A 20151-nucleotide genomic window follows, 5' to 3' on the forward strand; every position below is an offset into this window, starting at 1 on the left:
GCCCGGTTCGGCAGCCGCGCTCAGCGCACCGCTTCGGACGCGCTGATCAGCAACGCCCCGCACGCAATCACCAGACACCCGCCGGCGCGACGCGGCGCCAGCCGCTCGCCGAGATAGACGCGCGCGATCAGCGCCGCGAACACCACGCTCGTTTCGCGCAGCGCCGACACCGGGCCCATCGGCGCACGCTCCATCGCCCAGATCACGATCCCGTATGCGAGCGCCGCGCACACGCCGCCGCATGCGGCCTTCGCCGTTTCACCGACATCCTGCGCGAGCCGCAGCGACCCCGCCCGCAGCCGGTAGTACGCGGCCATCAGCAAGCCGGTCAGCACGAACATCCACGCCGTGTAGCCGACCGTGCTGCCGCTTTCCCGCACGCCGATCCCGTCGACCACGCTGTACGCGGCAATCGATACGCCGGTGGCGAACGCAGTCGGCAGCACCTGCGTCATCCGGTGCCGCGCGCCGCGGCCGCGCTCCAGCCCGATCGCCATGATGCCGGCGCAGATCAGCACGAGCCCGCCTTGCGCACCCGCGTTCAGGCGCTCGCCCGCGAACGCCGCGGCGCCCAGCGTGACGAGCAGCGGCGCGGTGCCGCGTGCGACCGGATACGCGACGCTCAGGTCGCCGTGCTCGTAAGCGCGCACCAGCAGCAGCGTATAGACGACGTGGAGCACCGCCGACGCGACGACGCAGGCCCAGCTCGCCGGCGTGATCGGCGCGGCGGCCGGCAGGAACAGCAGCGCGAACAGCCCGATCGCGATCTGCAGCACCGTGGCCGAGCGCAACCGGTCGCCGCTGCTGCGCACGAGCGCATTCCACGACGCATGCAGGAAGGCCGCGCACAAGACCGCAAACAGAACGGGAATCGGCACGTTGAGTCCTCGCTGACGGCCGGCAACGCGAAATCGTCGCCGCGGGCCAACCATCGTATGAATGCGTCACACGATTGTCAAAAAAAGAACCCGGCCCGGCACCCTACGAACCGGCCCGCCGCGCGCTGCCGCCCGCCCCGCGCGGCATGCGCGGCCGTGACCGTGCCCACCGCCCAATGTGTCGCCCAGGTTGCATCCGCGTGGCCCCTTTCCGCTTTCTTTCGCGCCGCGTCGCGCCGTAATGGAATCGATACCGCGGCGCAACCGTCGCGAAACCGGTCCGCCCCCATATCTTCATGCCGAACTGCTTCAATGCCGGTGCTTTATCGCGTTCCGCGCCGGACCGACACGGCGACGGGGCCGATCTTCACCGTCGAAAGCCTACCTGGAGTTTCCCGATGTTCCGTCAAGCCTTGCTCGTCACCGCCTGCGCAGCCGCGGCGCTTGCGCTGTTCGCCTGCGGCGGCAGCGACGATCCCACGTCGACGCCCGCCGTGTCGTCGCAGGACGCGCTGCAGACCGCCACGCCGATCAAGCACGTCGTCGTGATCTACGGCGAAAACGTGTCGTTCGACCACTACTTCGGTACCTACCCGAACGCGTCGAACCCGTCCGGCGAACCGGCCTTCAACGCGAAGCCCGGCACGCCGGCGATCAACGGGCTGACGGGCACGCTGCTCACCGCGAACCCGAACTTCACGAACACGGCCAACGGCACCGACGCCGCGAACCCGTTCCGCCTCGACCGCACGCAGGCCGCGACCGCCGACCAGAACCACGCGTACACGGCCGAGCAGCAGGCCGAGGACAACGGCCTCGCCGACCTGTTCCCGAAGTACACCGGCAAGGGTTCGTCCGGCGGCGCCGGCGCGTTCGGCACGAAGGGCCAGGTGATGGGCTACTTCGACGGCAACACCGTGACTGCGCTGTGGAACTACGCGCAGCGCTTCGCGATGAGCGACAACGCGTACACGACGGTCTACGGCCCGTCGACACCCGGCGCGCTGAACGTCGTGTCGGGCCAGACCAACGGGATGCAGATCGTCAAGACGTCGAAGCAGCCGTCGACGCTCGCCGCCACCTCGTACTACATCAACGACGGCCAGGGCGGCTTCACGATGATCAACGACGTCGACCCGGGCTTCGACGTGTGCTCGAGCACGACCGACCAGGCGATGATGAGCGGCAAGAACATCGGCGACCTGCTGAACGGCGCGAAGATCACGTGGGGCGGCTTCATGGGCGGCTTCAACCTGTCGACGACCAACAGCAACGGCACGACCGGCTGCAGCCGCAGCACGGTCGCCGCCGCCGTGAACGCCGCGACGACCGACTACATCCCGCACCACAACTGGTTCCAGTACTACGCGTCGACCGCGAACCCGCAGCACACCCGCCCGAGCGCGGTCGCGGCGATCGGTTCGAGCCTCGAAGCAGACGGCAAGACGGCCGAACCGGCGAACCACCAGTACGACACCGACGACTTCTTCGCGGCCGTGAAGGCCGGCAACTTCCCGTCGGTCAGCTTCCTGAAGGCGCCGGCCGCGCAGGATGCGCACGCGGGCTACTCTGATCCGCTCGACGAGCAGGCGTTCGTGACGAAGGTCGTCAACTTCCTGCAGCAGCAGCCGGACTGGCAGAACACGGCCGTGATCGTCACCTATGACGACTCGGACGGCTGGTATGACCACGCGTACACGGCACCGACCCGTGCGTCGTCCGACGCGGTCGACCAGGTGAACGGCAACGGCAAGTGCGGCTCGGGCGGCACCACCGGCGTGAACGGCGGCACGGTGAACGGCCGCTGCGGCCCGGGTGTGCGCATCCCGCTGGTCGTGATCTCGCCGTACGCGAAGCAGAACTACGTCGACCACACGTTGATCGACCAGGCGTCCGTCGTGCGCTTCATCGAGGACAACTGGCTCGGCGGCCAGCGCATCGGCGGCGGTTCGTTCGATGCGACGTCCGGCGACCTGCGCGGGCTGTTCGACTTCTCGTCGAAGCCGAACACCGCGCCGCTGTATCTCGATCCGGCGCAAGGCACCGTGCTGAGCGCGGCGCCGTCGATCTGACCGGCATCGCGTAACCGGTCGCAGCAGGCAACAGCAGGCCGGCGCATCGTGCGCCGGCCGTTTCCGTTTAACGCGCCGCTTTCACACGGTGCCCGATTTTCGACCGACAGCATGACAGCTCGTCCCGCGTTTCCGTCTCCCGACGCATCCGGCGGCGCCGCGCCGCGTTCCCCTGCCCGCGTGCTGCGCCGCGCGGCGTTCGTGCTCGGCGCGGCCGTGCTCGGCTACGGCGCGTTCGCGATCGCGTTTCCGGCTCGTACGCCGGCGGCGATCGGCGACGTCGTCGCCGGCTGGACGGGTGCGAATCCGCATCCGGTCGTGCTGCAGCGCCCAGCCGCGCAGCCGTTGTCGGCGGTCGCACAGCTCGGGCGCGCGCTGTTTGCCGATCCGTCGCTGTCGGCATCCGGCAAGCAGTCGTGCGCGTCGTGCCACAGCCCCAATCATGCGTACGGGCCGCCGAACGGGCTCGACGTGCAGCCGGGCGGCCTCGCGATGACGCAGCAGGGCTACCGCCCGCCGCCGTCGCTGATGTACCTTTATCGCCAGCCGAACTTCAGCATCGGCCCCGATGCCGGCGAAAACGACGCCGCGCCGAGCGTCGCGCAGCAGGCGGCATCCGCGGCCGGCGTCGTCAAGGCGCAGAAGGTGGCCGGCACGTCGGCCGCACCGCAACTCGTGCCGCAAGGCGGGATGTTCTGGGACGGCCGCGCCGATACGTTGCAGCAGCAAGCGTTCGGGCCGCTGCTGAATCCGGTCGAGATGGCCAATGCGAGCGTCGACGATGTCGCACGCAAGCTCGCGCAGTCGCCGCATCGCGCGCAGTTCGAGCAGCTGTTCGGCGCGCGCGTGTTCTCCAGCCCGCAGCTTCTGGTGTCGGAGGCGATGTTCGCGATCGCGCGCTATCAGGTCGAGGATCCGTCGTTCCATCCGTACAACAGCAAGTACGATCGCTGGCTCGAAGGCCGCGCGCGCCTCACGCAGGCCGAGTTGCGCGGGCTGAAGCTCTTCAACGATCCGGACAAGGCGAATTGCGCGGGCTGCCACCTGTCGAAGCCCGGCAAGGACGGCTTGCCGCCGATGTTTACCGACGACCAGTACGAGGCGCTCGGCGCGCCGCGCAACAAGGCGCTCGCGCAGAACCGCAACCCGGCGTTCTACGATCTCGGCGTGTGCGGGCCGTTCCGCGAGGACCTGAAGGACCAGACGCAGTACTGCGCGATGTTCCTCACGCCGACGCTGCGCAACGCGGCGACGCGCCACGTGTTCTTCCACAACGGCGTGTTCCATACGCTCGACCAGGTGATGGCGTTCTACAACGAACGCAGCATCTCGCCGCAGAAGTTCTATCCGCGCGGCGCGGACGGCAAGGTCGACGTGTACGACGACATCCCGGCGAAGTATCGCGCGAACGTCGACGTGACGGACGCGCCGTTCGATCGCAAGCCCGGCGACAAGCCCGCGATGACCGAGCAGGACATCAAGGATGTCGAAGCGTTTCTCGGCACGCTGACCGACGAGCCGGCACGCTGACGGCTGGCCCGCCGCCGCTTTTGGTCAGCGCTGCGCGCGGATGCAGAGGAACGCCGGCGCCAGCGACAGCTCCGCATGGAGCCGCTCCGACACGGCCTTCATCTCGGGCAGCGGCGTCGGTTCGACGAACCGGTCGAGCCGCCAGCCGGCGTCGGCGAGCGCGTTCAGGATGTCGGCAAGCGGCCGGCGCCACGCTTCGACATAGGGCTTCGGTTCGCCGAAACCCGACCAGTGGAAGCCGAAACGGCTCGTATCGAAGTACGTGGCGTCCCCGCGTGTGCGCTCGTCCATCCAGTCGCGCATCGGGTGCGCCATCGAGAACACGAGCGTCCCGCCGGGCCGTGCGACGCGTCTGAATTCACGCAGCGTCGGGGCGAGGTCGCGCACGTAGTCGAGCGCGAGCGAGCACAGGATCTTGTCGAACGACGCGTCGGGCAGCCACGCGAGCGGCACCTCCAGGTCGCCCTCCACGACGTCGACCGTGAGACCTGCGCAGCGCGTTTGCGCGAGCGCGACCATCTCGGGCGTGATGTCGAATGCGTGGACGGTCGCGCCGTGGCGCGCGAGATGCGCGCTGCAGATGCCGGGCCCGCAGCCGGCGTCGAGCACCGTCAGGCCGTCGACGTCGCCGAGCAGCGCCATCGTTGCCGGACGCTCGTAGAGTGCGTTGTGCGCCTTGGTCGGCGCGATGTCCGCGTAGCGTTGCGCGAAGGTCGCATAGGCGCTGCGGGCGGACGGTTCGTTCGAATCGGGCATGCGGCATCCTTGGGCTAGGATTGGAAGATCGATTCTGCACGATCGGGGCGCACATGGCGATGGTCGGGGCGCCGCCGCTGCGGCGCTTCAGGACTATCGCGGGTTCTCGGCCCGGTATGTGCTGTTGGGCCGCAGGACGAGCCGCTTCGCCGCCGCGTCGAGCTCCTTGCCGTGATACAGGTCCATGCATTTCAGGAAGTCGAATTTGACGTCCTTGATTTCCGACTCAACGACCGGATTTCGGTAATCGCGCGCCAGATACTTCGCGACCAGCGCTCGAACGACGTCCGGCGCGCGCTCCAGGTCGTAGTAAGTCCAGTCGCGCAGCGCGTTCGTGCTGCTGCCGATGTCCTTGCTTACGGCGGACTCCTGCCGATACGCAGTGGCCAGACACTGTGCGAGCGCCATGTCCTTGAAGTTCTGGATGTACGTACGTGAACCGGCCTCCGGCGAGGTTTGCGCCGCTTCCTTCGCTGACACCGTTGCAGGATGAAGTGCCGCACACGTCAGCGCGATCGCGATCCAGGCTTCCCTCATGACAGGCTCCAGAAATTCGCACGATACCGTGCGATGCGGCAGGCGTGCCCTCCGCATCGCACCACATTCGCTCAGAACAGATACATCCCCGCGACGAACACCACGCCCGAGAACAGCAGCGTCGTCACGCAGTAGCCCATGATGTCGCGCACGCCGAGCCCCGCGATTGCGAGCGCGGGCAGCGCCCAGAACGGTTGCGCCATGTTGGTCCACGCCTCGCCGTACGCGATCGCCATCGCAGCCTTGCCGAGATCGGCGCCGAGCGCCTGCGCGGCCGGCATCACGAACGGACCTTGCACGACCCAGTGGCCGCCACCCGACGGCACCGCGAAATTGATCACGGCGGAACTGAGGAACGCGAGTAGCGGAAACGTGTGCACGTTCGCGATATCGACGAACCACTTCGTGATCACGCCCGCGAGCCCCGAGTGATCCATCAGCGCCTGGATCCCCGCATAGAACGGGAACTGGATCATGATTCCCGACGCACCGCGCGCCGCACCGGCCACCGCGCGCGCATACGCCATCGGCGTGCGGTGCAGCAGGATGCCGGCCGCGAGAAACGCGAGGTTCACGGTGTCGATGTCGAGCGCGAAGCCCTTCTGCATGAAACGCAGCACGAGGAACGCCGCGCACAGCGCCGCGACGGCGACCGACAGCGCGCGGCTCTCCTCGAGCCGCTCGGCGAACGTCGCATCGGGTCCGAGCTGGCGCTCGACGCTCGGTGGCTCCGCGAGCAGCGCCGGATCGACGCTCACGACGTCGCCGGGCTTCGGCATCATCATCCGCGCGAGAAACGGCAGCATCACGATCAGCCCGATCGTGATGAACGCGTTGTAGCCGGTGAAGATCGTGTCCGATACCGGAATCAGCCCGATGGTCTTTTCCATCGGATTGCCTTTCGTCGCGGCGACGAGCGGGACCGAACCCGACAGCCCGCCGTGCCAGCTCAGGAAGCCCATGTACGCGGACGCAACGAGCAGCCGGTAGTCGCTGCCGGCCACGCGCCGCGCGACCTCACGCGCGAGCATCGCGCCGAGCACGAGGCCGAAGCCCCAGTTGATCGCACAGGCGAGCGCGCCGACGAACGCGACGAGCATCACGCCCTGCCCCGGCGTGCGCGCGGTGCTTGCAAGCGCAACCAACAGCCGCCGCACCGGCGGCGAACTCGCCAGCGCATGGCCGGTCACGAGAATCATCACCATCTGCATCGAGAACGCGAGCAGGTTCCAGAAGCCGGCACCCCACATCGTCGTGAGCTGCACGGGGGTATTCGGCGTGAGGCCGAACGCGAGCGCGAACGTGGCGACGGTCAGCAGGATCGCGAAAATCAACGGGTCGGGCAATACGCGGTGGACGACCTGCGTGAAAAAGCGGGAAATGCGTTGAATCAAGTTGTGCTCCTCGTTTCCTGATAGGGACGTCCGCGCACATATGGTTCGTTGTTCGGTGGCGCGGAAACGCGCGGATTCTTGCACAGAACCGGCAGACGCGCTTCGGCGTGATCCGGTCGCGATACGGGCTGGAAACCGGCAAGGAAACGGGAAAAAGCGATGACAGGCAGCCCGGGCGCCGCAGCCTGTGCCGAGGAGGGCTACCGGGTCGCCGTCACCGGCGTGGCGACGGCCGCGACCGCCCCCATCCGCCCCTCCACCACCCACTGCGCGAACCGGTACGCAACCAGCGAGCCCGCCACGGCCAGCAGCATCGGCACCAGGCTGTCGTGATTCGCGCGCGTGAATTCGAGCAGCAGCACGACGGCCGTGATCGGCATCTGCATCGACGCGGCGAGGAACGCGGTCGCGCCGACCAGCGCGCATCCGCCGATCGACGCGCCCGGCCACACGAGGCTCCACAGCCCGCCGAGCACGACGCCGAGCAGCGCGCCGTTCGCGAGACCGGGCGTCAGCAGCCCGCCCTCCGCCCCCGCGCGCAGGCTGCCCGCCTCGATCGCCACCTTCAGCACGAGCAGCGTCGCCGCGAGCCCGATCGTCAGCGTGCCGTCGAAGCCCATCGAAGCCGGCCCCTTGCCGTTGCCGAGCAGTTGCGGAAAGCGCATCGCCAGCACACCGATCACCGCAAAATTGACCAGCGCGAGCACCGGCAGCAGCCGGCCCTTCGGCGCATCCGCCCGTGCGCGGCTCGTGAGCCGCACGAAGCCGTACGCGGCGAAACCGAACAGCGGCCCGCAGACGATCGACCACGCGACGAGCGGCGTGCTCAGCACGAACGCAGGCACCGTGTACTGATGTTCGTTGCCGAGGCCGATCCATGCGACGGCCGCCGCAATCGCCGACGTGACGACGGCGACCACCAGCGCGCGCAGTTCGAACGTGCCGAGCAGCACTTCGAGCACGAACACCGCACCGCCGAGCGGCACGTTGTAGACGGCCGCGAGCCCGGCACCCGCACCGCACGCGACCATCAGCCGGCAGTCGGCCGGCGTCAACCCCGCGCGGTGCGCGAGCTGCCCGGCCAGCAGCGAGCCGATCTCGCGCGGCGCGACTTCGCGGCCGAGCGGCGAACCAAGCGCGACGGTGACGATCTGCAGCAGCGCGTGCACCGTCGTGCTGACGAACGGCATCCGCGGATCGGCGGCACGCACCGCACGGCGGATGCTGACGAGCGGCCGGCCATAGCGGTACAGCGCCCACCAGCCGCCGCCCGCGACGAGCCCGCAGACGACGAGTACCGCGAGCCGGCGCTGCGGGTCGGCCTGGCTCACGCCGGTAAGGAAGCTCTCGGTGCCGACCACGTGCGCGAGGCTGTAGTCGTACGCGACGTGCTGGATCGCGTGCAGCAGCAGCGCGAGCAGCATCCCGCCGACGCCAGCGCCGATGCCGGTCAGGATCGTGACGGCAGCCATCCGCGCAAACGGGCTGGCGGACGGCGAGGAAGACACGGGAGCAGACGGGAGATCGAGGCGCATGAGGTCGGCGGACGATGATCGACAAGACGGCGCGCACCATGCACGCCGCCGTCAGGACCGCATCGTAGGCGTCGATCTCTCATGAGACAAACGTATTTTTCTGATCAACTCATGCATTCAACGCATACAAGAAAGACGGCAGTTCCCGACGGGGCGTGCCGCCGTCCGCCGCCGTCGCCGCATCCGCGTCACTCCGGATACGTGACGCGCTCCGGCTCGCGCCGCATGATCACCTTCCCGTGGCGCACCGACAGCGTGGCCTTCACCTGCCGGCGCACGGCTTCATAGTCGCTGTCGGCATCGAGCACGACCAGGTTCGCCGGCCGCCCGACCGCGATCCCGTAGCCGTCGCCGAGATGCATCGTCGTCGCGCTGTGATCGGTCACGAAGTCGAGGCAGCGCTGCAGGTCCTGGTAGCCCATCATGTGGCAGATGTGCAGGCCGGCGTCGAGCACGCGCAGGATGTTGCCGTTGCCGAGCGGATACCACGGATCCTTGATCGAATCCTGTCCGAAGCACACGTTCAGACCCGCGCGATCGAGTTCCGCTACGCGCGTGAGCCCGCGCCGCTTCGGAAACGTGTCGAAGCGCCCCTGCAGATGGATGCTCTCGGTCGGGCACGACACGAAGTTCAGGCCCGCACGCTTCAGCAGCCGGAACAGCTTCGAGCAATACGCGTTGTCGTACGAGCCCATCGCGGTCGTGTGGCTCGCGGTCACGCGCGCGCCCATGCCGCGCACGCGCGCCTCTTCCGCGAGGACTTCCAGAAAGCGCGAATGCGGATCGTCGGTCTCGTCGCAGTGCACGTCGACAAGGCAGCCGGTGCGCTCGGCCAGCTCCATCAGGAAGCGGATCGAGCTGACGCCCTGCTCGCGCGTGTTCTCGAAATGCGGGATCCCGCCGACGACGTCCGCGCCGAGTTCGATCGCCTGCGCCATCAGCGCGCGGCCGCCGTCGAACGACTCGATGCCTTCCTGCGGAAACGCGACGATCTGCAGGTCGATCAGCCCGCGCGCCTCGTCCTTCACTTCGAGCATCGCCTTCAGCGCGGCCAGCGTCGGATCGGTGACGTCGACGTGGGTGCGCACGTGCTGGATGCCGTGATCGCGCAGCATGCCGATCGCCGCATGCGCGCGCGCCTTCGTATCCTCGTGCGTGATCGTCGCCTTGCGCTCGGACCACCGCTCGATGCCCTCGAACAGCGTGCCGCTCATGTTCCAGGCCGGCTCGCCGGCCGTGAGCACGGCATCGAGATGGATATGCGGTTCGACGAGCGGCGGAATTGCGAGACGGCCGCCCGCATCGACATCGCCGGCGCCGACCGATGCGACCGGCGCGGCCTGCGCGTCGATCCGCGCGATCCGGTCGCCGTCGATGCCGATCGTGAACAGCCCGTCGCGGCCGCGCAGGCGTGCATTGAAGAGGTTCATGGTGGGTCCAGGCGTCATGCGGCGTCAGCGCGCCGCGTGGTGGGGAAAAACCGGCTCCTGCGATGCGTGCCGCGCTTATTTGAAATCCTCGATCGTCAGGCCGGTCGCCGCGCTCATCTCGTCGTTCGTCACGTCGCGCACGTGCTTGCCGAACGTCCACACATGCCGGCCGGGATCGCGCGCGCGATACATGCGATCGCCGTAGAACTGGTCGGCCGGCGCCTGCAGAATCTCCGCGCCGGCCGCACGTGCGCGTTCGCAGTGCGCGTCGATGTCGGCGTCGTCGGGAAGATGCACGTGGACGTGCTGCGTGTTCCGGTCGCCCGTGTCCTGCGGCGACGCGATGAAGTCGGCCCACGCGCCGCCGATCATGACGAGACCGTCGCCGAATCTCATTTCGGCATGCGCGATGTCGCCTTCCGGCGTGGTGACGACCAGCGCGCGCTCGAAGCCGAATGCGCGTTCGAGCCACGCGAGCGCGGCTTTCGGGTCGCGGTAGCACAGCGCGGCACTCAAGGAAGGACGGCGCGGCGTGGTCATCGGGGGCTCCGGATCTCGGCAATGGTCTGCCCATTCTCCACGCGCGCGGCGCGGCGATCAACTCCCGCGCCGGCGACGCGCGTGTTGTCAATGCGCGACACGGCATGCGCGGCCGCCCGACCGCTCGCGTCGCGCCGTCGGCGAAAACGCACGCCGTCCGGCACGCGGACCGATTTGTGAACGCTGTGTGACGCACTCTTGCGCAGCTCGCAACGGTGTACTCGCGCGCCTGCGGCCGGAATCGCGCGACCCCGCCCCTACACTTGCGCCGAACTTTGGTCACCCGTCCCACACGCAGGAGCTGTTACATGCACAAAACGAACAAAACCCTGATTGCCGCCGCATCCGCCGCCGCACTCTTCGCCCCGCTCGCGCACGCCCAGAGCTCGGTCACGCTGTACGGCCTGATCGACGCCGGCATCGCGTACACCAACAACGCCGGCGGCGCATCGCTGTGGCGCATGACCTCCGGCACGGTCAACGGCAGCCGCTTCGGCCTGCGCGGCACGGAAGATCTCGGCGGCGGCCTGAAGGCGCTGTTCGTCCTGGAGAACGGCTTCAACGTGAACAACGGCGCGCTCGGGCAGGACGGCAAGCTGTTCGGCCGCCACGCGTATGTCGGCCTGACCAGCAGCGGCTACGGCACGCTGACGCTCGGCCGCCAGTACGACACGATGGTCGACTTCGTCGCGCCGCTGTCCGCGACGGCCGGCGACTTCGGCGATACCGGCTTCGCGCATCCGTTCGACAACGACAACCTGAACCACTCGGTGCGCATCAACAACGCGGTGAAGTACACGAGCGACACGATCGCGGGCTTCAAGGTCGGCGCGCTGTACGGTTTCTCGAACTCCACGAACTTCGCCGGCAATCGCGCGTACAGCGTCGCGGCAAGCTACACGAACGGCCCGCTGAAGCTGGCCGGCGCGTACCTGCAGATGAACGGCACGAAGGGCTCGACGAGCGCGAGCCCGGGCGCGACCGACGTGGCCGAAGCGAAGAGCGTGAGCCAGGGCGGCTGGTCGGTGGGCGCGGACCGCATGCGCTCGTACGGCGGCGGTGTCAGCTACGTGTTCGGTCCGGCGACGGTCGGCTTCGTCTATACGCGCTCGCAGTACGACAACTCGGGCTCGTTCGGTTCCACCGGCCAGGTCGCGTTCAATAACTACGACGTGAACGTGCGCTATGCGGTGACGCCGGCCGTCAGCCTCGGCGCGGCCTACGTGTACACGGACGCCAGCGTGTCGAACCCGGACAGCAAGCACGGCACCGATCCGAAGTGGCACCAGGTCGACCTGCAGGCCGTGTACAAGCTGTCGCGCCGCACCGACCTGTACGCGGAAGCGATGTACCAGCACGCGTCGGGCCGCGGCTACCAGGCCTTCATCAACACGTCGGGCGGCGCCTCGAGCACCGCGAACCAGATCGTCGGCACGATCGGCATGCGCACGCGGTTCTGAGTTCCGCGCCGCGTGAGCGCCCGTCGCCCGTCCGCCAGGACCCCGTCCTGGCGGACGGGTTCGCGCGCTGTGGGCGACCTGCACCAATGTTGTTCCATCTGGAAAGCTGCCTGCCCGGAATCGGGGTTTTTGTGCGCGCGTGTGCTGCATAGACTGGCATCGACGGTTCGGATCGCGCGTCGATCACCGGACCGGCCTCACACCCCGTCTACTGGAGAACATCGTGAAATCGCTCGTCGTTACCGCCGCCGCTGCCGTCCTGCTTGCCGCACCGGCCCTGTCGTTCGCTCAGTCCGCCAAGGCGCCCGTCACGCGCGCCCAGGTGCTGCAGGAGCTCTACGACCTCGAATCGGTCGGCTACAACCCGTCGCTCGGCGACGCCGGCAACTATCCGGACGACATCATGGCCGCGCAGGAACGCCTGGCAGCAAAACGGCTCGCCGAGCACAAGGCCGCGCAACGCGCATATGGCCCGGCCGGTGCGGGCGCAACGGAATCGGGCGTGGCGGCAAAGCCCGCGCTGTGAAGACACGCAGCAACGCCGCACCCGCGTGACATGCGTCCCGCGGGCGCGGCGGAAATCGCGCGAACCGGTCCGGCACGATGGATGCGGCCGGACAGCGTGCCGTCCGGCACGCGGCCATCTCGTCTTGGATTCGCGCTCGGGCTGCCCGATCAGGCAGCCTGCGGCTCGCGGTCGATCGCGTTCAGCATCTCGACGTCGCGGGCAATCATCCCCGGCACCTGCGCACGCAGCATCTCGACCCAGGTGCGCACCTTCGCGTCGATGAAGCGGCGTGACGGATACAGCGCATACACGTTCATCTTCTGCAGGATATGACCGGGCAGCACGCGCACGAGCGTGCCGTCCTGCAGCGCGTCGATCGCCGCATACAGCGGCAGCATGCCGATCCCGATACCGTCGCGGATCGCGAGCGCGAGCGACTCGGCCGTATTGGTCTGCACCGGCCCGGTGACATGGATCTGCTCGATGCCGTCGGCGCCTTCGAGCACCCATTCGTGGGTCGGGAACGCCGGCGTGCAAAGTGTCAGGCACGCGTGCGCGCCGAGATCCTGCGGGCGGACCGGCGCGCCGTGGCGCTTCACGTACTCGGGCGACGCGCACAGGATGCTGAAGGTCGAGCCGAGCAGGTGCGACACGAGCTCCGAATCGGGCAGCGACGATGCGGTCACGACCGCCATGTCGCTCGTGCCGTCGAACAGGTCGGGCATGCGCTGCGACAGCGACAGCTCGATCGACACGTCCGGATATTGCGTGTGGTAGCGCGTGAGCGCGGGCATCACGTAGTGATGGCCGACGCTCGCGAAGCTGTGCATGCGCAGCACGCCGGCCGGCCGTTCGTGCGCGCAGCTCGCCTCCTCCTCGGCGCGATCGACGTCGGCAAGAATCTGGCGGCAGCGCCGCAGATAGCTTTCGCCGGCCGACGTCAGCGCGAGGCGGCGCGTCGAGCGATTCATCAGACGGGTGCGCAGGCGCGCCTCGAGTTCCGACACCGCGCGCGACATCGCGCCGGTCGTCGAATTCAGCGATTGCGCGGCCGCGGTGAAACTGCCCGTCTCGACGACGCGCGTAAACACCCGCATGTTTTGTAGGGTATCCATTCCTGTGAGCCACCTGTAGCGGAGCCGCTATTTTCCTCCAGCGGGTGCGACAGATTGTTACGCGGCCTGCAACTATCGTTTCCCCGTAGCTGCGTTAATGCCCGCGCGCCGCACTCCTACAATCGGCGCCTCACCAGTCGAACGGACCCGTCCGGACGCGCCGCGGCACCGCACGCGCCCCGCTTTTTTTCATGAAGCCACAACCTGCGATCGAGCGACCTGCCATCGAACCGGCCCGATGGAGAACCTGGCTCGATCCGCTCGGCGGCGCCGCGCGCGACTGGGCCGCGACCGACGGGCTGATCTGGCTGCACCTCGCCAAGACCGTGCTCGCCGCGCTGCTCGCGATGGGGATCGCGATGCGGCTCGAAATGTCGCAGCCGCGCACGGCGATGACGACCGTGTTCGTGCTGATGCAGCCGCTGTCGGGGATGGTGTTCGCGAAGAGCTTCTACCGCATGCTCGGCACGGCGGCCGGCCTCGTCGCCGCGCTCGCGCTCGGCGGGCTGTTCGCGCAGCAGCCCGAGCTGTACATGGCCGGCATCACGCTGTGGGTCGGCGGCTGCATCGCGCTCGCGGTGCGCAACCGCCATTTCCGCTGGTACGGGTTCGTGCTCGCCGGCTACACCGCCGCACTGATTGGCCTGCCCGCGGTGATGACGCCGCAGACGCTGTTCCAGTCCGCGCTCACGCGCGCCGCGGAAGTCGCGCTCGGCATCGCATGCTCCGGCGCGGTCAGTGCGCTGATCCTGCCGCTCAGTTCGGCGAAAGCGCTGATGCGCTCGCTGAGCGCGCGTCATGTGAAGTTCGCGGCGTTCGCGGCCGGCGCGCTGTCGGGCGACCTCGCGCGCGGCGACTTCGAGCGGCGCTTCGCCGATTTCGTCGACGAGATCGTCGGGTTCGAGGCCAACCGCGCGTTCGCGTCGTTCGAGGATCCGCACATTCGCGCGCGCAGCCGCCGGCTCGCGCGGCTCAACAGCGAGTTCATGAATGCGTGCACGCGCCTGCATGCGCTGCACCAGCTCGTCAAACGCCTGCGCGCGAACCGGTCGGACGCGGTGCTCGACGCACTCGCGCCGCACATCGATGCGCTCGCGCAGCGGATCACCGCATTGCGCGACGAGCGGCAGCGCGGCATCACGTCGACCACCGGCGCACTGCTCGAACTGCGCCGCTTTCACGCCGCGTTGCCGAAGGCCGCGCGCGCATCGCGCCGTGCGATCGAGGATCACGCGGCCGGCGGCCTGCTCGACTTCGATACCGCGATCGAGCTGATGTATCGCTTCATCGGCGAGTATCTCGGCTACGCCGACACCAACGCGTCGCTCGATCGCGACGATCACGCGTTCGAACGCTCGGTCACGCACTACGCGGTGAAGACCAATTCGTTCTTCGTCGGCTTCGCGTTCCTGCGCACGCTCGTCGCTGTCGGCGCGATGAGCGCGTTCTGGCTCGCGTCCGAATGGCCGAGCGGCTCACTCGCCGTGATCGCCACCGCGATCGCGTGCGCGCTGAGCTCGACGTCGCCGCGCGCACCGAAGTTCGTCGCGCAGATGGGCGTCGGCGCGGCGTTCGCGACGGCCGTCGGCTACGTGTTCCTCTGTTACGTCTATCCGAACATCGACGGTTTTCCGCTGCTGTGCGCGGCACTCGCGCCGGTGCTCGGCCTCGGTGCGTTTCTCGCGATGCGCCCGGGCCTGTCGGGCTACGGGATCGGCTTCGCGGTGTTCTTCTGCCTGCTCGCGGGCCCCGACAACGCGATCGCGTATACGCCCGAGGTGCTGATCAACAACGGCTTCGCCGTCGTCGTCGCGATGCTCGCGTGCTCGATCGTGTTCGCCGTGGTGTTTCCGACCCACATGCCGTGGCTCACGTCGCGGATCGCGCACGACCTGCGCCGCCAGGTCACGTTCGCGTGCGAAGGCGCGCGCGACGGGCTCGCCGCGCGCTTCCAGTCGAGCACGCACGACCTGATGGCGCAGCTGCGCACGCTGCTCGTCAAGCGCACGCGGCAGCATCGCGACGCACTGCGCTGGATGCTCTCGACGCTCGAAGTCGGCCATGCGGTGATCGACCTGCGCGACGAGCTGCACGGATTCAGCGAATCGAAACCGCCGCAGACGCTGCGCTGGACCGCCTCGGTCGACGCGGTGCTGCACGAGCTGCCGCGCTTCTTCGACGATCCGACGCCCGGCCATCATGCGCGCACGCTCAAGTCGGTGAACCTGGCGATTCGCGCCGCACAGCACACGCTGCACGCATGGTACGCGGTGCCCGATGAACGCCACCGCATGCAGCGCATCGTCGGCTGCCTGCACTTCATTCGCAGCGCGCTGCTGGACAAGGATGCGCCGTTCAACCGTCATCGTCATTGAGCGCCGACGAGGGTCGGCGGGAGATCGATGCATACGCAACGTCACCCTTGTTCCGATTGGAAATAAGCTCTGCACCCGCGGTGATTAATTTCCAGGCAGTGCGAGCCTATAGTTTCCTCACTGCCAGCGAGACTGGCACTGACCCAGGAGAAACCGAAATGAAGCCGCTGCACCTCGCCCTCGTTGCCCTGTCGCTCACCGCCGCCGTCGCGCACGCCCAGAGCGCGCCGGCCGACGTCGCGCAACAACCGGCGAACCGCGCCGAAGCCGTCCAGGCCTCGGGCCGCGTCGATCGTGCGCAATCGAAGCAGGAAGACCCGAACGCATGCGTGGGCCCCGTCAGCTTCTGCAACGTCTACTTCGGCAGCTGAGCATGACGCCGCGTCGTCACGGCCGGGCCCGCCGCGCGCACATCGCACGTATCGCACGTATCGCCTGCGCGCGTGCACGACGAGCCGGCCGATCGCCGCAACGACACTGCCCGCCACGCTGCTTCGATTGAAGCGGCGCATGCCGTTTCAGGCGCCGCGCCCCGGCCGCCACCCCACTTCGCGCAACGCATCCAGCAAGCGCGCCTGCCCCAGCCCTTCGACCCGCGCGCCGCGCGACTCGACGTCGCTCCCCGCGACCAGCGCATTCACGATCGCTTCCTCCACCGCTTCCGCCGCGGCGACGAACAGTGCGGAGATGTGGTCGTTGTTCACCATCTTCACGGCCGTCGTCGGCGCGCCCTTGCTGCCGTAGTTCGCGGCGGGCAAGCCGTCGTTCCCCGTTGCGAACGCAAGGAAGATGTCGCCGCTCGAATCCTCGGTGCCGCCGCCGACGCGTGCCAGCCCGACGCTCGCACGCTGCGCGAGGCGCGTGCATTGATGCGGCAGCAGCGGCGCGTCGGTCGCGATCGTGACGACGATCGAACCCATCCCGGCCTCGCCCTGCCCGTCGGGCGCGCGAAACGGCGAAGGCACGTGCCGCAGCACGTCGCCGACCGGATAACCGGCCACGCGCAGCATCTCGCGCACGCCGTAGTTCGCCTGCACGAGCGCGCCGACGGTCCAGCCGCCCGCGTCGGCCGCCACCACCCGCGACGCGGTGCCGATGCCGCCCTTGAACTCGTGGCAGATCATGCCGGTGCCGCCGCCCACGCCGCCTTCGGCGACCGGCCCCGACTGCGCGGCGGCCAGCGCGCGCAGCGCGTGCTCGGCACGCACGTGCTGCCCCCAGATGTCGTTGAGCAGGCCGTCGTAGGTTTCCATCACGACCGGCATGCACCAGTAGACGCGCCCGGCCGCCGCCTCGCGTTCGTTCGCGACCAGCGCATCGCGCACCGCGCCGACGCTGTGCGTGTTCGTATAAGCGATCGGCGTCGTCAGCAGGCCGGCTTCGCGGATCCATTCGAGCCCGGTCGCGTCGCCGTTGCCGTTCAGCACATGGACGCCCGCGAAGCACGGCGAATCGTGCGCGGCACCCGCGCGCGGCTCGATCACGGTCACGCCGGTGCGGATCGATGCATCGCCGTTCTCGACGTTCAGCGTGCAATGTCCGACCCGCACGCCCGGTACGTCCGTGATCGCGTTGAAGCGGCCCGGCGTGCCGAGTCCGATGCGGATGCCGAGATCCCTCGTGCGCATGATGTAATTCCTCCAGTCTTTCAATGGTTCGGTGTGCGAGTGGTTCAGAGCGAGCGGAACGCATCGCTGTGGCGCGCCCAGACCGCATACATCGCGAGTGCTGCCACCAGCAGCGCGCCGATGATGATCAGGTCGGTCGGCTTGGTCGCCGTCGCGAGCGTCGTGTAGAGCGTGTACGCGGCACCCGCGACCGCGACGAGCGGCGTCACGGGCCACAGCGGCATCCGGTAATGATGCTCGACGTCGCGGCGCACGAGCCGGCTCGCGAGCGCGGCCAGCCCGACGACCAGGTAGATCAGCAGCAGCAGGTCGACCGTGAACGCGGTCAGCTCGTCGAGGCTCGACACGAACACCAGCCCCGACGACGGCACGGCGAGCGCGAGCGTCGCGAGCCACGGCGATTCGAAGCGCGGATGGATCGTCGAGAACGCGCGGTTGCAGGTGCGCGACCAGAGCGCATGGCGGCCGCTGCTGTACAGCAGGCGCCCCATCGTGATCACGATCGCGATGATTGCGTTGAATACCGACAGGAAGATCCCGCCGCTGACCGCGCGCGACACCGCCGGGTTGCTCAGCGAGCGCACGACATAGCCGATCGGGTCGGCGCTCTTCGTCAGTTCCGTCAGCGACGGCGCGCCGAGCACGATCGCGGTGAGCGGAATCAGTTCGACGACGAGGATCACCAGCAGCGAGTAGATCACCGCCTTCGCGACGTTGCGGTTGCCGCCGCGCAGGTCTTCCGCGAGATAGGCGGCGGAGCCGAAGCCGTTGTAGCAGAAGATCGCCGTGCCGATCGCGGGCACGATCGCCGCGAGCGTGGCCGGCACCAGCGCATTGCCGCTCGCGACGACCGGCGCGACCAGTGCGTCCGCGCCGCGATGCGGCGAGCCGAAGCCGAGCCCCGCAATCAGCATCAGCACGCCGATCTCGACGACGAGAAACGCGCCGGTGATCCATGCGTTCGTCTTGATGTTCAGCATGCCGAGCACGTAGCTGAGCAACACGATCGTCAACGCGACCGACTGGTTGCTGAAGTGCGTGCCGAGCGCGTTGTTCAGGTAGGGCGCGGCGCCGCTCGCGAGCACCGCGGGAATGAACACGCTGACGGACAGCACCGTGATGAAGGTCAGATAGCCGGGCAGCGTGCCGAACACGCGTTTGGCCATCACGTATTCGCCGCCCGCGCTGCGGTGCGCGGCGCTGAGCTCCGCGTAGCAGAGCGCGAACGCGAGCGCGAGCACGCCGCCGAGCAGGAACGACAGCACCGCGCCGCTGCCGGCCTGCTGGATCGCGAACGGCGCGATCACGAAGATCGAGCTGGCGGGCGTCACGCCCGACACGGTGATCATCACCGCGTCGCGCACGCTGAGCGTCTGCGACAACGCGCGCGGCGCGCCTTCCGTGGCAGGCGTCGCTTGCAGCGTGCCCGTCGATTCCGACATCATCGCCATTTCGTTCTCCTGTTGCTTCTGTCCTGCGCTTTTTTGAACACCCATACTCGGGCCCGATTGATTGCGTGGCAGTCTAGGAAGCCAATTTCAGGACCGCTATTCCCCCTTCGTGTTACACCCTTCGGTGGTGATATGGATCGACTCTTCTCCGAAATCGCGATGCACCAGGCGCTCGGCCGCGCGATCGATCATCTCGGCCAGCCGCGCTTCTGGCGTTTCCTGGTGCTGCTGCTCAACGAAATGGTGCCGTTCGACAACGCGCTCGCGACCGCGATCGGCCGCGACGGCGTGCCGCTCGTGCTCGACGAATACGACACGGGCGGCACCGACAGTGCGTCGCCGGTGCCGCTTTACCTCAACGGGTTATATCTGCTCGATCCGTTCCTGCAGGCCGCGCACGACGGGCTCGCCGACGGCTGCTACCGGCTCGAGGAGGTCGCGCCCGACCTATTCCGGCAGAGCGAGTATTTCCTGAGCTATTTCCGCGATGCGGTCGGCGACGATGAAATCCAGATCCTGCTGCGGCCGAACCCCGACCTGCTGCTGTCGCTGTCGCTCGGCGCGGCCGCGCGCTTCGACGTCGAACCGCTCGGCAAGCTGACGGCCGCGATGCCGTGGGTGCTCGCGACGATCCGGCAGCACTGGCGGCTGGTGGGCGACGCCGCGCGCGCGACGCCCGACGACGATCTCGGCGCGCGCGTCGAGCAGGCGCTCGCGCGCTTCGGCGCGGGCGTGCTGACCGATCGCGAGATGTCGATCGCGCGAATGGTGCTGCGCGGCAATTCGTCGAAGGCGATCGCCGAGCGGCTGGCGATTTCACCGGAAACGGTGAAGGTGCATCGGCGGCATCTTTACGCGAAGCTCGGGATCTCGTCGCAGCCGGAGCTGTTTTCGCGGTTCATCCAGGCGCTTGGGGAGGATGCGGCGGGGTAAGCGCGACAC

The 20151-nt window shown here is 68.3% G+C and carries 17 protein-coding genes; 7 read left to right on the forward strand and 10 right to left on the reverse strand.

Features of this window, described 5'->3' with window-relative positions; genetic code table 11:
• Window positions 1-20: 20 nt before the first annotated feature.
• Window positions 21-932, reverse strand: coding sequence for an EamA family transporter (locus U4Z64_RS15015; RefSeq protein ID WP_321820349.1), 912 nt, complete (start codon window positions 930-932; stop codon window positions 21-23).
• Window positions 933-1276: 344 nt separating this feature from the next.
• On the opposite strand from U4Z64_RS15015, the gene U4Z64_RS15020 reads away from it, so the two are divergent.
• Both U4Z64_RS15020 and U4Z64_RS15025 read left to right on the forward strand, forming a co-directional pair.
• Window positions 1277-2950 (forward strand): alkaline phosphatase family protein, encoded by a 1674-nt coding sequence (locus U4Z64_RS15020; RefSeq protein WP_321820350.1) that lies wholly within the window; start codon window positions 1277-1279, stop codon window positions 2948-2950.
• Between the two features lie 111 nt (window positions 2951-3061).
• On the forward strand, window positions 3062-4480 hold the full coding sequence (locus U4Z64_RS15025) for a cytochrome-c peroxidase (RefSeq protein WP_321820351.1): 1419 nt from the start codon (window positions 3062-3064) through the stop codon (window positions 4478-4480).
• Between the two features lie 24 nt (window positions 4481-4504).
• Here U4Z64_RS15025 and U4Z64_RS15030 read toward each other — a convergent pair whose 3' ends face one another.
• The 6 genes from U4Z64_RS15030 to U4Z64_RS15055 all read right to left on the reverse strand — a co-directional run bounded on the left by U4Z64_RS15030 (window position 4505) and on the right by U4Z64_RS15055 (window position 10672).
• Window positions 4505-5236 (reverse strand): class I SAM-dependent methyltransferase, encoded by a 732-nt coding sequence (locus U4Z64_RS15030; protein ID WP_321820352.1) that lies wholly within the window; start codon window positions 5234-5236, stop codon window positions 4505-4507.
• A 93-nt stretch (window positions 5237-5329) separates the two neighbouring features.
• Window positions 5330-5773: a type VI secretion system amidase immunity protein Tai4 gene (locus U4Z64_RS15035; RefSeq protein WP_321820476.1), complete on the reverse strand. Its 444-nt coding sequence runs from the start codon at window positions 5771-5773 to the stop codon at window positions 5330-5332.
• Window positions 5774-5844: 71 nt separating this feature from the next.
• Window positions 5845-7167 carry a TIGR00366 family protein gene (locus U4Z64_RS15040; protein WP_321820353.1) on the reverse strand — a complete coding sequence of 441 codons (1323 nt, stop codon included), beginning with the start codon at window positions 7165-7167 and terminating at the stop codon, window positions 5845-5847.
• Between the two features lie 200 nt (window positions 7168-7367).
• Window positions 7368-8702, reverse strand: coding sequence for a chloride channel protein (locus U4Z64_RS15045; protein WP_321820354.1), 1335 nt, complete (start codon window positions 8700-8702; stop codon window positions 7368-7370).
• Window positions 8703-8890: 188 nt separating this feature from the next.
• Entirely contained in the window at window positions 8891-10132 is a 1242-nt protein-coding gene (gene codA / locus U4Z64_RS15050) for a cytosine deaminase (protein WP_321820355.1), read from the reverse strand.
• A 75-nt stretch (window positions 10133-10207) separates the two neighbouring features.
• A complete protein-coding gene (locus U4Z64_RS15055; RefSeq protein WP_321820356.1) occupies window positions 10208-10672 on the reverse strand; it encodes a VOC family protein in 465 nt (154 codons plus the stop codon).
• Window positions 10673-10980: 308 nt separating this feature from the next.
• Here U4Z64_RS15055 and U4Z64_RS15060 point away from each other — a divergent pair, with 308 nt between their 5' ends.
• Both U4Z64_RS15060 and U4Z64_RS15065 read left to right on the forward strand, forming a co-directional pair.
• Window positions 10981-12132, forward strand: a complete 1152-nt coding sequence (locus U4Z64_RS15060) for a porin (protein ID WP_044843051.1) — start codon at window positions 10981-10983, stop codon at window positions 12130-12132.
• A gap of 223 nt (window positions 12133-12355) precedes the next feature.
• Window positions 12356-12658, forward strand: coding sequence for a DUF4148 domain-containing protein (locus U4Z64_RS15065; protein WP_124484885.1), 303 nt, complete (start codon window positions 12356-12358; stop codon window positions 12656-12658).
• Between the two features lie 149 nt (window positions 12659-12807).
• Here the strand turns inward: U4Z64_RS15065 and U4Z64_RS15070 are convergent, their stop codons facing one another.
• Entirely contained in the window at window positions 12808-13755 is a 948-nt protein-coding gene (locus U4Z64_RS15070; protein WP_044843049.1) for a LysR family transcriptional regulator, read from the reverse strand.
• A 191-nt stretch (window positions 13756-13946) separates the two neighbouring features.
• On the opposite strand from U4Z64_RS15070, the gene U4Z64_RS15075 reads away from it, so the two are divergent.
• Window positions 13947-16130 (forward strand): FUSC family protein, encoded by a 2184-nt coding sequence (locus U4Z64_RS15075; protein ID WP_321820357.1) that lies wholly within the window; start codon window positions 13947-13949, stop codon window positions 16128-16130.
• A 158-nt stretch (window positions 16131-16288) separates the two neighbouring features.
• Window positions 16289-16501: a hypothetical protein gene (locus U4Z64_RS15080; protein WP_044843047.1), complete on the forward strand. Its 213-nt coding sequence runs from the start codon at window positions 16289-16291 to the stop codon at window positions 16499-16501.
• Between the two features lie 147 nt (window positions 16502-16648).
• Here the strand turns inward: U4Z64_RS15080 and U4Z64_RS15085 are convergent, their stop codons facing one another.
• On the reverse strand, window positions 16649-17758 hold the full coding sequence (locus U4Z64_RS15085; protein ID WP_321820358.1) for a P1 family peptidase: 1110 nt from the start codon (window positions 17756-17758) through the stop codon (window positions 16649-16651).
• Window positions 17759-17802: 44 nt separating this feature from the next.
• Complete coding sequence (locus U4Z64_RS15090) at window positions 17803-19209, reverse strand: APC family permease (protein WP_044843045.1); 1407 nt, start codon at window positions 19207-19209, stop codon at window positions 17803-17805.
• A 132-nt stretch (window positions 19210-19341) separates the two neighbouring features.
• Here U4Z64_RS15090 and U4Z64_RS15095 point away from each other — a divergent pair, with 132 nt between their 5' ends.
• A complete protein-coding gene (locus U4Z64_RS15095; RefSeq protein WP_124613562.1) occupies window positions 19342-20142 on the forward strand; it encodes a helix-turn-helix transcriptional regulator in 801 nt (266 codons plus the stop codon).
• Window positions 20143-20151 lie beyond the last annotated feature (9 nt).

It is taken from the genome of Burkholderia sp. BCC1996, assembly GCF_905339955.1.
In the GTDB taxonomy this organism is placed as follows: Bacteria; Pseudomonadota; Gammaproteobacteria; order Burkholderiales; family Burkholderiaceae; genus Burkholderia.

Bases quoted from the DNA above. Each gene is read 5' to 3' on its own strand.
- U4Z64_RS15015 (WP_321820349.1), bottom strand. From the start codon at position 932: ATGGTTGGCCCGCGGCGACGATTTCGCGTTGCCGGCCGTCAGCGAGGA.
- U4Z64_RS15020 (WP_321820350.1), top strand. From the start codon at position 1,277: ATGTTCCGTCAAGCCTTGCTCGTCACCGCCTGCGCAGCCGCGGCGCTT.
- U4Z64_RS15025 (WP_321820351.1), top strand. From the start codon at position 3,062: ATGACAGCTCGTCCCGCGTTTCCGTCTCCCGACGCATCCGGCGGCGCC.
- U4Z64_RS15030 (WP_321820352.1), bottom strand. From the start codon at position 5,236: ATGCCCGATTCGAACGAACCGTCCGCCCGCAGCGCCTATGCGACCTTC.
- U4Z64_RS15035 (WP_321820476.1), bottom strand. From the start codon at position 5,773: ATGAGGGAAGCCTGGATCGCGATCGCGCTGACGTGTGCGGCACTTCAT.
- U4Z64_RS15045 (WP_321820354.1), bottom strand. From the start codon at position 8,702: ATGCGCCTCGATCTCCCGTCTGCTCCCGTGTCTTCCTCGCCGTCCGCC.
- codA (WP_321820355.1), bottom strand. From the start codon at position 10,132: ATGAACCTCTTCAATGCACGCCTGCGCGGCCGCGACGGGCTGTTCACG.
- U4Z64_RS15055 (WP_321820356.1), bottom strand. From the start codon at position 10,672: ATGACCACGCCGCGCCGTCCTTCCTTGAGTGCCGCGCTGTGCTACCGC.
- U4Z64_RS15060 (WP_044843051.1), top strand. From the start codon at position 10,981: ATGCACAAAACGAACAAAACCCTGATTGCCGCCGCATCCGCCGCCGCA.
- U4Z64_RS15070 (WP_044843049.1), bottom strand. From the start codon at position 13,755: ATGGATACCCTACAAAACATGCGGGTGTTTACGCGCGTCGTCGAGACG.
- U4Z64_RS15075 (WP_321820357.1), top strand. From the start codon at position 13,947: ATGAAGCCACAACCTGCGATCGAGCGACCTGCCATCGAACCGGCCCGA.
- U4Z64_RS15080 (WP_044843047.1), top strand. From the start codon at position 16,289: ATGAAGCCGCTGCACCTCGCCCTCGTTGCCCTGTCGCTCACCGCCGCC.
- U4Z64_RS15085 (WP_321820358.1), bottom strand. From the start codon at position 17,758: ATGCGCACGAGGGATCTCGGCATCCGCATCGGACTCGGCACGCCGGGC.
- U4Z64_RS15090 (WP_044843045.1), bottom strand. From the start codon at position 19,209: ATGGCGATGATGTCGGAATCGACGGGCACGCTGCAAGCGACGCCTGCC.
- U4Z64_RS15095 (WP_124613562.1), top strand. From the start codon at position 19,342: ATGGATCGACTCTTCTCCGAAATCGCGATGCACCAGGCGCTCGGCCGC.